Source organism: Pseudomonas sp. LB3P31, from assembly GCF_054897945.1.
On record NZ_CM142710.1, the window covers coordinates 1,751,720 to 1,763,930 of the forward strand.

10 protein-coding genes are annotated in these 12,211 nt (G+C 59.8%); all 10 read right to left on the reverse strand.

Going from position 1 to position 12,211, the window contains the following annotated elements; genetic code table 11:
* Positions 1–62: 62 nt before the first annotated feature.
* The 10 genes from ACYZTK_RS07910 to ACYZTK_RS07955 all read right to left on the reverse strand — a co-directional run bounded on the left by ACYZTK_RS07910 (position 63) and on the right by ACYZTK_RS07955 (position 12,102).
* The gene (locus ACYZTK_RS07910) at positions 63–407 is read right to left on the reverse strand and encodes a flagellar protein FlaG (protein WP_462013917.1); all 345 of its coding nucleotides are present in this window, start codon (positions 405–407) and stop codon (positions 63–65) included.
* A gap of 71 nt (positions 408–478) precedes the next feature.
* Entirely contained in the window at positions 479–2,239 is a 1,761-nt protein-coding gene (locus ACYZTK_RS07915) for a flagellin N-terminal helical domain-containing protein (RefSeq protein ID WP_462013918.1), read from the reverse strand.
* Positions 2,240–2,480: 241 nt separating this feature from the next.
* The gene (locus ACYZTK_RS07920) at positions 2,481–3,407 is read right to left on the reverse strand and encodes a ketoacyl-ACP synthase III (RefSeq protein ID WP_462013919.1); all 927 of its coding nucleotides are present in this window, start codon (positions 3,405–3,407) and stop codon (positions 2,481–2,483) included.
* A gap of 297 nt (positions 3,408–3,704) precedes the next feature.
* Positions 3,705–5,294 carry a flagellar hook-associated protein 3 gene (locus tag ACYZTK_RS07925; RefSeq protein WP_462013920.1) on the reverse strand — a complete coding sequence of 530 codons (1,590 nt, stop codon included), beginning with the start codon at positions 5,292–5,294 and terminating at the stop codon, positions 3,705–3,707.
* A 14-nt stretch (positions 5,295–5,308) separates the two neighbouring features.
* On the reverse strand, positions 5,309–7,333 hold the full coding sequence (gene flgK, locus ACYZTK_RS07930) for a flagellar hook-associated protein FlgK (protein WP_462013921.1): 2,025 nt from the start codon (positions 7,331–7,333) through the stop codon (positions 5,309–5,311).
* Positions 7,334–7,356: 23 nt separating this feature from the next.
* Positions 7,357–8,655, reverse strand: a complete 1,299-nt coding sequence (gene flgJ, locus ACYZTK_RS07935; RefSeq protein WP_462013922.1) for a flagellar assembly peptidoglycan hydrolase FlgJ — start codon at positions 8,653–8,655, stop codon at positions 7,357–7,359.
* An 11-nt stretch (positions 8,656–8,666) separates the two neighbouring features.
* Positions 8,667–9,740 (reverse strand): flagellar basal body P-ring protein FlgI, encoded by a 1,074-nt coding sequence (locus tag ACYZTK_RS07940; protein ID WP_462014874.1) that lies wholly within the window; start codon positions 9,738–9,740, stop codon positions 8,667–8,669.
* 42 nt (positions 9,741–9,782) lie between these two features.
* Entirely contained in the window at positions 9,783–10,478 is a 696-nt protein-coding gene (gene flgH / locus ACYZTK_RS07945) for a flagellar basal body L-ring protein FlgH (protein WP_122837929.1), read from the reverse strand.
* Between the two features lie 52 nt (positions 10,479–10,530).
* On the reverse strand, positions 10,531–11,316 hold the full coding sequence (flgG, locus tag ACYZTK_RS07950; protein WP_045058874.1) for a flagellar basal-body rod protein FlgG: 786 nt from the start codon (positions 11,314–11,316) through the stop codon (positions 10,531–10,533).
* A 45-nt stretch (positions 11,317–11,361) separates the two neighbouring features.
* Positions 11,362–12,102, reverse strand: coding sequence for a flagellar basal body rod protein FlgF (locus ACYZTK_RS07955; protein ID WP_462013923.1), 741 nt, complete (start codon positions 12,100–12,102; stop codon positions 11,362–11,364).
* Positions 12,103–12,211 lie beyond the last annotated feature (109 nt).

Sequence of the window (12,211 nt, forward strand, 5' to 3'; positions counted from 1 at the left end):
TGGCTGCCGCATTATTGGCGCAGATCGCCTTGGCTGCAGTCAGAAACACATTTCATGCCAGCTCAGGCCTTCGTATCAAACAGCAAGCTGCTGGCATCACTCAAATTCTGTGCAAGCTTCAAAGCAGTTTCCGATGGAATCTGCCGAATCACTTCGCCACTTTCGGTAGCGACCACCTTGACCACTACCGTTCCGGTGGAGTCGTCGATGGAAAAATCCAGGTTTCGCTGAGTCGATTGCACGAACTCGCGAATATCGGTCACGGCCTTTTCCAGTGCCACGCGCTTGGTGTCTTCAGTGACTGCGGGCTCTTGCTCGGCCACTGGCGGTGCCAGGGTGACAGAGGCGCTCGCCGCTTGGGTCGCGGCAGTCGGGTAATGCGCGTTCAGCTTAATGCTCATATCCATGTCATCACCTCAAAACTGAAAAAACGGAAGGGCACGTAGAGCGCCCTTCCGTTGATTAACCGCTACCGATATTACTGAAGCAGCTTCAGTACAGCGGATGGCAGCTGGTTAGCCTGGGACAGGATCGCGGTGGAAGCCTGTTGCAGGGTTTGTTGCTTGGTCAGCTCGGCGGCTTCGGAAGCGAAGTCAGCGTCCTGTACGCGGCTACGTGCTGCGGTGGAGTTTTCCGAGATGCTTTGCAGGTTGGCTACAGTGCTGGTGAAACGGTTTTGAACAGCACCCAGTTGCGAACGTTGGGTGTCGATCTGCTGGATCGCGCCGTCCAGAGCCTGGATGGTTTGCTGGGCGCTGGCCGAAGTCAGAACGCTCAGGTCAGCAACGGTGGTGTCCATCTTCACAGCAACTGTTGGCGCAGTAGATGCGGTGGTCAGACCCAGAGTGGCCAGGCCAGTACCGGTGCTGCCGTCTGCAACGGTGATGTCCTTGGTGGAGAACAGGCTCAGGGAGTTGTCAGTCTTGTTGACGCTGGCAGTTACACCGGTGCTGGCGCTGTTGATGGACGACACGATGTCGGCCATGGTGGAGCCTGCGGTGAACTTAACTTCAGTACCGTTCAGGCTTACCGAAGTAGCTGCAGTCAGCTTGGCTTCAGTGTTGCCAGCGGTCAGGCCGAGTTTGGCCAGTGCACCTGCACCACCGTTGGCGGCTACGCCAGTGCCGTTGCCCAGCTTGATAGCTTTACCGTCAGCGGAAGTCAGCTCCAAGCGGCCTGCAGCGGAAACTGTAGCAGCAACGCCAGTTGCAGTTGCGCCAGTGTTGGCAGTGTTGATTTTGGTGGCGATGGCAGCCATGTCATCGTTGACTGCGAAAGCGACGTTTGTGCCGTTGATGTTGATTTCAGCAGCTGCAGTCAGCTGGCCTGCTACGGCAGGAACGGCAGGAACAACTGCACCACCGCCAGTACCTGCGGCCAGCGCTGTACCCAGAGTACCAGCACCGGTAACAGTGTTGGCTGGGCCGCCCGCTGCGCCAGTCAGAACCAGGTCAGTACCGCTTGCGCTCGCAATGGTCGAACCGGTTGCGGTGTTGATTTTCGAAACTACAGCCGCAAGGTTGTCACCGCTGAGCAGGTTGACCGCAGTGCCGTTGACGGTAATGGTTTCGTTGGCGCCCAGAGCGGCGGTCATGTCACCGGTGTTGGTGTAAGCAGTGGTAGTAGCTGGTGTACCTGGAGTACCACCTGGGAGAGTAACCGGGTTACCAGTTACCGAAGCCGACAGGGAAGTCAGCGAACCAGCAACGGTAGCTTCGCTGTAAGTACCCTTCAAACCAGTGGCGCTGATGTCGCTCATGCCGAACGAGATGGTCTGGTTGGCGTCGGAACCGATCTGGAAGCCAACGTTCTGGAAGGTACCGTCGAGCAGGTTACGACCACCGAAGGTAGTAGTAGCAGCGATACGAGTCAGCTCGCCGACTTTGGCGGTGAATTCCTGTTGCAGGGAATCACGGTCAGCCTGGGATTTATCACCGTTCGCGGAGTTCAGAGCCAGCTCACGCAGACGTTGCAGAATGTTGGTCGATTCTTGCATCGCGCCTTCAGCAGTCTGGGCGATGGAAGTACCGTTGTTGGCGTTGTTGATCGCAACGGTCATGCCTTTGACCTGGGAGGTCAGACGGTTGGCGATCTGCATGCCGGCAGCATCGTCTTTAGCGCTGTTGATTTTCAGGCCGGAAGACAGACGGGTCATCGAGGTGCCCAGGGCATCGCCGGCTTTGTTCAGGTTCCGCTGAACGGTCAACGATGTAATGTTGGTATTTACTGATAAAGCCATGACGAATTCCTCGTTGGTTGGGTGCTGCGGCTTCCGGCCCTGGCAACCGCCGGGTGTGGCCTAGAGAACCTTCGTAATAGTTATCGTCGTGAAAGCGGGTTGCTTGAGCGCTTTTTTGTTTTTTTTTACTAGCACCGTGCCACCCCTTGTGATTCAAGGCCTTACCCTTACACCCCAGAACGCAAAAACGCCCATGACCTCGCGGTCATGGGCGTTTTTTTGGCGTTATTTAACTGGCGCGTCAGGGGCGATAAATAATCGCCGATCCCCAGGACAGGCCCACGCCGAAACCACTGATTGCCACACGCTTCCAGCTGGAGTCGAACATGTGCTTTTCCAGCAGCAGCGGAATGCTCGACGACACGGTGTTACCGGTCTCGACCATGTCCTTGATGAACTTCTCCGGCTCGCCTTCGAATCGGCGAGCCACGGCATCGACAATGGCAGCACTGCCCTGGTGGATGCAGAACGCATCGATGTCCTCGGACACCAGGCCCGACTCGCCGAGCAGCTCGTGCAGATGCGCCGGCACCTTGAGCAGGGCAAAGTTGAATACCTGCCGACCGTTCATATAGAACACGCCGTCAGTGACCTTCAGGTGCGGGGCACCGGAACCGTCGGTGCCGAACTTGGCCTTGCCCAGTTGCCAGGCCGCGTCTTCACCCATCCAGGTGGCTGTGGCGGCATCACCGAACAACATGGTGGTGTTGCGATCTTCCGGGTCGACGATTTTCGAATACGGGTCGGCGGTGATCAGCAAGCCGTTCTTCAGGCCTGCAGCTTCCATGAAGCCCTTGATCGCATAGATGCCGTAGACATAACCCGAGCAACCCAGGGAAATGTCGAACGCTGCCACGTTGGTCGACAAGCCAAGCTTGTCCTGAACGATGGCCGAGGTGTGTGGCAGCCCTTCTTCGTCACCGTTCTGGGTGACGACGATCAATACGTCGATGGCTTGACGATCGAGTTGCGGGTTGTTGGCGAACAAGGCATTGGCTGCCTCTACACACAGGTCGGAGGTTTCCTGGGCAGCGTCCTTGCGCGGCAGGAACGCCGAGCCGATTTTGCCAAGGATGAACTCTTCATCCTTTTCGAACTTCGCGCCCTGAGCATAGTTATCCAGCCCACTCGCTGGCACGTAGCTGGCAATGCTTTTTATGCCAATCATTGTGGCTTCCCAATACTAAATAGCTGGAGATCACCGCTCGCAAGACCGAGAGGTACTGACAATACTGGACTTCGCCGAGCGAAAAAATACGGCACAGGCGCTCCGCAACCCCGGAATACACGCCCGACAAGGGACCTTCCCCTGCCCATCCTTTTTTACACAATACAGTGAAGATGCGCTTTATGACTCGCAGGTCACGCATTATGCGTGGCTTATAGCAAACATCCAGTCACAAACGCAGAGAAAAGCATCAGCTAGACATTGCCGGCACCCGGGGTGCCGGCAATCAAGAAGGGATTACAGCTTGTTGAACAGGCTCAACTGGGCGATTTTCACGAAGGCCAGTTGCGAGGCTTGTAGTAGCGATTGCTGGAAGGCCAAGTCAATCGAAGCGGTTGCTACATCGGTATTGCCAATGGCGGCCTGAGTGCTGGCATTGGACAAACCGAGGCTAATGTTTTCAGTGGTGGCAATTTCCACCGAGTTCAAACGGGCGCCAATCGCCCCCTGCACACTCAGGATCTGTTCGCTGGAGTTCGTCAGGTTGCCAGTTGCCGAGTTCAATGCGTCCTTGAGCTTGATCTGCGCCATGACATCGCCGTCCGATGGCGTCTCCAGAGTCTTGCGCAACTGGCTCAGGGTATCGAGCGCGCTCTGGGTCTTGTGACCGCTGGCACTCACCACGAACTGGTCATTCGCCTCCGGGTTGCCGGTGAAATCGAGTTTGACACCCGCTACCGTGACCGAGCCAGCGGTCAGAGCGCCCTCGCCTATCGACTTGCTATCGGCGCTGATCGGCTGGGCGTACACCTTGTAGTTGGTGGCATCAGTGAACTTGACCACCACACCACTGCTGGGAAACCCATTGGTGTAAGCCGCCTGATCCGTGACGCCGGAACCCGTGACCTGCGCTGTCGAAGCGTTGCTCGGCGTGCGGGAGGCATTAAAGCTGTCAGGCTTGCTACCCAGACTGAACACATGATCCTTGACCTCTGCGTCCGGGGTCATCGGCAGCGTGGTTGCCGGATCGATAGGCGCCTTCAGGCGCAAGGTGATATCGAACTCCACGCCACGCAAGTTGATGCTCGCGCTGCCTTCCTTCTTGGAGTCGAAGACGCCGTTACCGGCAACCTCGGAGGTGATGTCATTACCGTCCTTGTCCGCGATAGTGTAGTGCGTGCTGTCGATGAACTTTAGCTCGTAAGGCTCGCCGGCCGAGAAATTCTTGGTGTAAGCCGCGTTCGAGGTCAACAGCCCGGCAGACACTGAAACGGTGCCGTCGTTGGGCTTTGACGGGTCGAGCACAGCCTGGGTGCGGCCTGAGTTGATCGCCGACTCAAGGATGCTTTTTCCGGTGTCACCGGCCGCGATCGACAGCGTATCCGAGACCTGGAGGTTCAGTTGGGTATCGTCACCCTGATAGGAATAGGTGCCGTCGTTGTTGCGCACATACGGCGCCGTGGTGGTCTTGGAACCGGCGAACATGTAGCTGCCGGACGGATCCTTGCTGTTGAGCAAGCTCAACACGTTGGCTTCGATCTCGCCCAGTTCCGCTGCGATGGACTTGCGATCTGCATCGCTCTTGCCGCCATCACCGGCACTCAACGTCAATTCACGTGCGCGCTGCAGCGCCGTGTTGATGCTGTCCAGTACGCTCTCTTCGTTGGTCAGCGAATTCTTGATGCTGCTCATGTTGGCGCTGTACTGACCGAGCATGTCCTTCTGCTGTTGCAACATCAGCAACTGCGCGGCGCCAACCGGATCATCGCCAGCACTTTGGATACGCACACCTGAAGTGATCTGCTCCTGGGTCTTCACGATCGAGGAGAAGTTATTCTGGTAGGTGCTCGCACTCGTCTCAAAGTACTGGGCTGTAGAAATTCGCATCGTCGAAGACTCCCTTAAAGACTGTTGATCAGCGTGCTGAACGTTTCTTGCGCGGCCTTGATAATCTGCGACGACGCGGTGTAGTACTGCTGGAACTTGACCAGGTCGGCGGCTTCGTCATCCAGGTTGACCTGGGACACGGACGCGACTTCGGACTTGGCCCGGGACAAAATTGCCCCGCTGGCGGTGCTGTCGCCCAGGGCCTGGCTGGCCTTGGCGCCGACCTGTTCCACCAGGCGGCTGTAGGCGGTGGTCATGCTCATGCCGGCGTTGCCGCCGCTGACGCCGACTGTGGCCTTGGTCTGCAAGCCCAACAGTTCGTTGGCGTTGCGGTTGTCTTTCTTGCCGTCGACGTTGAAGGCGACTTCGTACTTGTCGTTCTTCGACGGCGAGCCGCTGACCGTGGTGTTGAAGGAAAACGACTTGCCGGCAATCGGCAGTCCAGCATCGTCGAGGATCGGCACGTTGATCGTCAGGTCGTTGCCCTGCCCCGGCACGATGGTGCCGGTGCCTATGCTCTGGCCTTTGGAGTTGAACACTTCATAACCCTGGCTGCCGCCGACCGGGTCCTTGAAGGTCAGGGTCACCGGCATGGAATTCTTGATTCCGGCCTGCAGGTCGGCGAGGTCGGTGCCGGCGTAGATGTCCATCGGCACGGTCAGTGCGGGTGGGGTCAAGGCACCCGTGCCGCCATTGCCGGTGTTGCTGGTTGCGACCAGGGCGCCGGCAAAGGCGAGCTTGTTCGAATCGGTCATCTGCGTGGTGATGGTGCTCGCACCGGTACGGGTCGGGATCACCTTGAAGGTATCGCCCGCACTCAGGGCACCACCGTTGAGGTTGAGCTTGAACCCGTCGATTTCGGCGGCCGGGGTCAGGTCAAAACTGCCCATGTTTTTGCCGTCGGAACGCTTGACCGTGTACTTGTCCGCCGCAGTGAAGGTCACTTCGTAATCGAAGGTGGTCAGCGCACTGGAGTTGCTGATGCTGACGTCGAGGTTGCCCGAGCCCGCGCTGTTGGTCGATGCCGCCAGACTGCGCTGGCTGATCGCCGCGGCGCTGTTGATGCTGGAGAACAGCGAAGCGCCAAACTCGCCATTGGCGTCGAGGCCCTGACCCAATTGGCGGTTGATCTTGTCGGCGACCACGATCGCGGTGCGGCCGAGGTCGTTCATCGCCGGCACCAGCACGTCTTCGCGGTAGCGCAGCAAACCGCCGATCTTGCCGCCGCTGATCACCGAGGTCACGTCGCTCACCGAAGACGGCGAGTTGACCTGGATATTCAGCTGGTTCTTGTCGATGCCGGTGCGGGCGGTCGATAGCGTGTTGAAGGTGTTGCCCAGCACCAGCGACTGGCCGGTGCCCAGGGACACATTGTAGCTGCCGTTCTGTTCCTGGACGGTCACGCCGACCAGTTCGTTGAGTGTGCGCACGGCTTCGTTACGCGCATCCATCAGGTTGTTCGGGCCGCTGCCGGTCGAGGCGGTGGCCTGGGAAATCTGCTGGTTCAGCGAGGCAATGGATGAAGTCAGCTGATTGACCTTTTCGGTCATGGTGGTCAGCTGGCTGTTGATGCCTTCGTTCTGCTGCTGCATCTGCGACGCCAGGGCGTTGAAGCGGTTGCTCAACGTTTGCGCGTTGGTCAGCAGCAACTGCCGCGAAGCGTTGTCGCTCGGGGTGGCGGCAGAGGTTTGTACCGATGCAAAGAAGCTGCTCAACACCGCACTGATCCCCGTGGTCTTGTCGGAGAACAACTTGTCGAGCGGGTTGACCTGCTCGAGGTAGGAGTTGGCGTCGTTGCTCAGCGAGGTGCTGGTCTGCAGCTGCTGATCGAGGTAGGCGTTATACACCCGGCGCACATCCGCCAGGGTCGTGCCGCTGCCGATGAACACGCCGCCATTGAGGTTGGACGTATTACTGGTCTGGATGGTCTGCTGGCGTGAATAGCCGGCGGTGTTGGCGTTGGCAATGTTATTGCCGACAGTCGCCAACGACACCTGACTGGCGTTGAGACCCGACATCCCGATATTGAGCAAACTCATGGTTCAGACCTTATACCTTGTGCCTATAAAGGCGTAGTGGAAACGCCCGCCGCAGCGTAGTTCTGGTAACTCGTCATCTGCTTGGCTATCTGCGAAATCTTGCTGGCGTATGCCGGGTCGGTTGCGTAACCGGCCTTTTGCAACTCGCGTACAAATTGTTCCGGGTTATCGGCAGACTTCACGACATCTTGATAGCGATCGTTGGATTGCAGCAGCGTTACCAGGTCGTGGAAGCTGTCTTTGTAAGAGTCGTAGGAGCGGAACTGCGCCGTCTCCTTGACCATCTCGCCATTTCTGAATTCGCTGGTGATCGCCCTTGCCGAATCGCCCTTCCAGTTGCTGCTGGCCTTGATGCCGAACAGGTTGTGGCTGCTGCTGCCGTCCTGGGCGCGCATGACCGATTTGCCCCAGCCGGTTTCCAGGGCGGCCTGGGCCACCAGGTAGCGCGGATCGACGCCGATGCGGTCGGCGGCTTCCTTGGCCATCGGCAGCATGGCGTTGACGAATTCGTCGGCGGAGCTGAAGGCTTTCTTCGGCGGTGCCAGGGGGATCTGCGCCATGGCGCGGCCGTAGACTTGCAGGCGACCGCTCGCCGGCGCTTCGGTTTGCGCGGTCAGCCAGTCGCCGTTGTACAGGGAGCCTGCGCCGCTGACTTGGGGCACTTCGATTTTGTTGATCGCGGTCGTGACGGTTGCTGCCGGGGCGGTGGCCGATGGGACCAGGCCGGCGAGCAAGCGGTCGGCGAGTTTCGGTGGCAAGGCCAAACGGCGCTGGTTGATCAGCGCCATGTCATTGCGGTGTGCACCCTCGCCCTCGCCTGCGGCCTGCGGCGCGTGGATCGAGCGCGAAGCCCATAATGGACGCTGGCCGTTGAGGCGCGACAAAGGACCGTTGGTGGCAGCCGTGCCGGCGGCAATCGGCGTTTCCACCGCAGCTTTCGCTTCGGCCTGCTTGGCCGCCGACGCGGCCGCCGCTTCACCCGGGGCCATGGGTTTGTTCTTCGACATCTGGCGCATCAGCACGTCGGCCAGGCCGATACCGCCGCCTTCGCGGGACATTGAAACGGCCAGCTGCTGGTCGTACATTTCCTGGTACTGCTTGGCTTCGGCGGTGTTCAGCGGATTGTCCTGGCCCAGGGTATTGGTGGCCGAGCGCATGGACTTGAGCATTTCACCGAGGAACAGCGACTCGAATTCCTGCGCCACTTTGCGCATGTTGCCTTCGCTGTTCTTGTCGCCGACCTTGAGCTGATTCAGGCGATTCAAGTCCGAGTAGGACCCCGAATCGCTGCTGCTGACCAGACCGCTCTTGTACATATCCATCTTCGCTGTCCTCAGATCACGATCAGGTCGGCTTGCAACGCGCCGGCCTGTTTCAGTGCTTCGAGGATGGCCATCAAGTCACCCGGCGCCGCGCCGACCTGGTTCACCGCTCGGACGATTTCGTCGAGGGTGGTGCCCGGGCCGAACTTGAACATCGGCTTGGCTTCCTGCTGGGCGTTGACCCGCGAGCGCGCCACTACAGCCGTCTCGCCATTGGACAGAGGGCCGGGCTGGCTGACGATCGGGTCTTCAGTGATGGTCACGGTCAGGCTGCCGTGGGTCACGGCGGCCGGGGACACTTTGACGTTCTGGCCGATGACGATGGTGCCGGTACGCGAGTTGATGATGACTTTCGCCACCGCCTGGCCCGGATCGACTTCAAGGTTCTCGATGATCGACAGGTAGTCGACGCGCTGGCTCGGGTCCAGTGGCGCACTGACGCGGATCGAACCGCCATCGATGGCCTGGGCCACGCCCGGGCCGAGCATGTTGTTGATCTTGTCGACGATGCGCTTGGCGGTGGTGAAGTCCGAACGGTTGAGGTTCAGGGTCAGGCTGTTGCCCTGGTTAAACCCGCTCGGCACCGAGCGTTCCACCGAGGCACCACCGGGGATGCGCCCGGCGGACGGGACGTTAACGGTGATCTTCGAACCGTCGCGACCTTCGGCATCAAAACCGCCGACCACCAGGTTGCCCTGGGCGATCGCGTAGACGTTGCCGTCGATACCCTTGAGCGGCGTCAGCAGCAAGGTGCCGCCGCGCAGGCTCTTGGAGTTGCCGATCGACGCGACGGTGATGTCGACCTGCTGCCCCGGCTTGGCGAATGCCGGCAAGTCAGCACTGATCGATACTGCGGCGACGTTCTTCAGCTGCACGTTGCCCGAACCCGGCGGTACCTTGATGCCAAACTGCGAGAGCATGTTGTTGAAGGTCTGCAGGGTGAACGGGGTCTGCGTCGTCTGGTCGCCCGTGCCGTTAAGCCCGACCACCAGGCCGTAACCGATCAACTGGTTGGAACGCACGCCGGAAATACTGGCGATGTCCTTCAGCCGCTCGGCTTGCGCATTGAACGCTGCGCACAGCATCAGGGCGGCCACCGTCAGGTGTTTGAGATTCAAAGTAGCCACCTAGAAAGGGAACAGCGGGCTGAGGAAAAAACGATCGAACCAGCCTGGCTGACTCGCATCGGCGAAGGCACCGGTGCCCGAATAGGTGATGCGTGCATCGGCGACGCGGGTCGACGACACGGTGTTGTCGGTCGCGATGTCATCGGCCCGGACCATGCCGGCAATCCGCACCAGCTCATCGCCGGTGTTGAGGGTCAGCCACTTCTCGCCGCGCACGGCGATGATGCCGTTGGGCAATACATCGGCGACGGTCACGGTGATCGAACCAGTCAGGCTGTTGCTCTGCCCGGATTTGCTGTCGCCCTTGGTCGCGCGGTCGGCGCTGTAGCCGGCATTGAGGCTCAGGTCGCCGCCACCGATCGGGTTATTGGTGGTCAGGCTCGAGCCGAACAACGAGGTCAGGCCAACGCTGGTGTCGCTGTTCTTGCCGATCTGCGAGTTGGCGTTCTTGCTCGCCTGGGTGCGCTCGTTCAGCGTGATGGTGATGATGTCACCGACGCGGAATGCCTTGCGGTCGCTGTACAGGTTCTGTTCGAAACCGGCCTGGTAGATCGAGCCATTGTTGGCGGCAGCCGGCAGCGGCGTGCGCGGCAACACCGGGGCGTAGTAAGGGTCATTGGGCCGGGGCGCGGGCGCGACACAGCCCGCGAGCGCGGTGATCCCACTCAGTGCCAGAACAGATACGAAGCGATTCATGACCCTACCTCACGGTGTTGCAGGCGACCTCTTGGCCGCCTCATAGACTTGATTACAGATTCTGCGTTACGAACGAGAGCATCTGGTCGGCGGTGGAGATCACCTTGGAGTTCATCTCGTAGGCGCGCTGGGTGGTGATCATGTTGACCATCTCCTCAACGGTGCTGACGTTGGACGTTTCCAGGGTGTTCTGCAGCGTGGTACCAAAACCGGCGAGACCCGGGGTGCCGACTTGCGGCGCGCCGCTGGCGGCGGTTTCCAGGAACAGGTTGTTGCCCACGGCTTGCAGGCCGGCCGGGTTGATGAAGTCGGCGGTTTGCAGGTTACCGATCACCTGGGACGCAGCGTTGCCCGGCACGGTGACGGACACAGTGCCGTCGCGGCCGACCGTGAAGGTCTGGGCGTCGTTCGGGATGACAATCGCCGGTTCCAGGGCGAAGCCGCTGGCGTTGACGATCTGGCCGTTGGAGTCCAGGTGGAAAGTACCGTCACGGGTGTAGGACGTGGTGCCGTCCGGCTGCAGGATCTGGAAGAAACCACGACCGTCGATGGCCATGTCCAGCGGCTGCTCGGTGGTTTGCAGGCTGCCCGCGGTGAAGTTTTTCTGGGTGCCGACGATGCGCACACCGGTACCCACTTGCAGACCCGACGGCAGTTCGCTGTCCTGGGTCGACTGGGCGCCAGGCTGACGCTTGATCTGATAAAGCAGGTCCTGAAACTCGGCGCGATCACGTTTGAAACCCGTGGTCGATACGTTCGCCAGGTTGTTGGAAATGGTGGTCAGGTTGGTGTCCTGGGCGGACAGACCGGTTTTGGCAACCCATAGAGCCGGAAGCATTCGATTCTCCTCGTGCGCCTGTTTTACGGCGCGACGTTCTGGTAATTAGCTGATCTGCAAGACCCGAGCCATGGCCTGGTCGTCTTCTTTGGCGGTGTTCATCATCTTGATGTGCAATTCGAATTGCTTGGCCAGCGCCAGTACCGAGGTCATTTCTTCCACGGCGTTGACGTTGCTCGACTCGAGGAAACCGGACACCAGTTTGACGTTGGCATCCGCTTGCGCAGGCTGGCCGTCCTTGGTGTGGATCGAACCGTCCAGGCCTTTGGTCATGTTCTTGAAGTCCGGGTTGACCAGCTTGATGCGGTCGACTTCGGCCATCACGCGCGGGCCTTCACCCATCGCGCGAATGCTGATGGTGCCGTCCTCGCCGACTTCAATTTTTTGCTCGGGCGGCACGGCAATCGGCCCGCCGTTGCCCATCACCGGCATGCCGTTGCCGGCGCGCAGTACGCCAAGGGCATCGACGTTGAGGCTGCCGGTGCGCACGTAGCTTTCACCGCCATCGGGGTTCTGCACGGCGATCCAGCCATTGCCCTGAACGGCGACATCCAGCTCCCGCCCGGTTTCAACCAGGGCGCCTGCGGAAAAATCGGTGGCCGGACGCTCGGACATGGCAAACGCCCGCGCCGGAAAGCTGTCACCAAACACCGGCATCGAACGCGCCTGTTCCAGGTCTTTCTGGAAACCGTTGGTGGAGATGTTCGCGAGGTTGTTCGCATGAGCCTTCTGCGCCAGTGCATTCTGGCTGGCGCCGGTCATAGCTACATAAAGGTACTTGTCCACACTCTTTCCTCTGCATGCCGGACGTTTGCCGCCCACCGCTGTACTGCTGAGCCATAAGCAATTTGCAGACCAACTATTTTCTGGCGGCACGGGGCCGGGCAAACATTGG

Excerpts from the sequence above, each read along its gene's own strand:
- flgJ (WP_462013922.1), bottom strand. The coding sequence starts at position 8,655 with ATGGATATGTACAAGAGCGGTCTGGTCAGCAGCAGCGATTCGGGGTCC.
- ACYZTK_RS07925 (WP_462013920.1), bottom strand. The coding sequence starts at position 5,294 with ATGCGAATTTCTACAGCCCAGTACTTTGAGACGAGTGCGAGCACCTAC.
- ACYZTK_RS07920 (WP_462013919.1), bottom strand. The coding sequence starts at position 3,407 with ATGATTGGCATAAAAAGCATTGCCAGCTACGTGCCAGCGAGTGGGCTG.
- ACYZTK_RS07915 (WP_462013918.1), bottom strand. The coding sequence starts at position 2,239 with ATGGCTTTATCAGTAAATACCAACATTACATCGTTGACCGTTCAGCGG.
- ACYZTK_RS07940 (WP_462014874.1), bottom strand. The coding sequence starts at position 9,740 with ATGCTGTGCGCAGCGTTCAATGCGCAAGCCGAGCGGCTGAAGGACATC.
- flgH (WP_122837929.1), bottom strand. The coding sequence starts at position 10,478 with ATGAATCGCTTCGTATCTGTTCTGGCACTGAGTGGGATCACCGCGCTC.
- ACYZTK_RS07910 (WP_462013917.1), bottom strand. The coding sequence starts at position 407 with ATGGATATGAGCATTAAGCTGAACGCGCATTACCCGACTGCCGCGACC.
- flgK (WP_462013921.1), bottom strand. The coding sequence starts at position 7,333 with ATGAGTTTGCTCAATATCGGGATGTCGGGTCTCAACGCCAGTCAGGTG.
- flgG (WP_045058874.1), bottom strand. The coding sequence starts at position 11,316 with ATGCTTCCGGCTCTATGGGTTGCCAAAACCGGTCTGTCCGCCCAGGAC.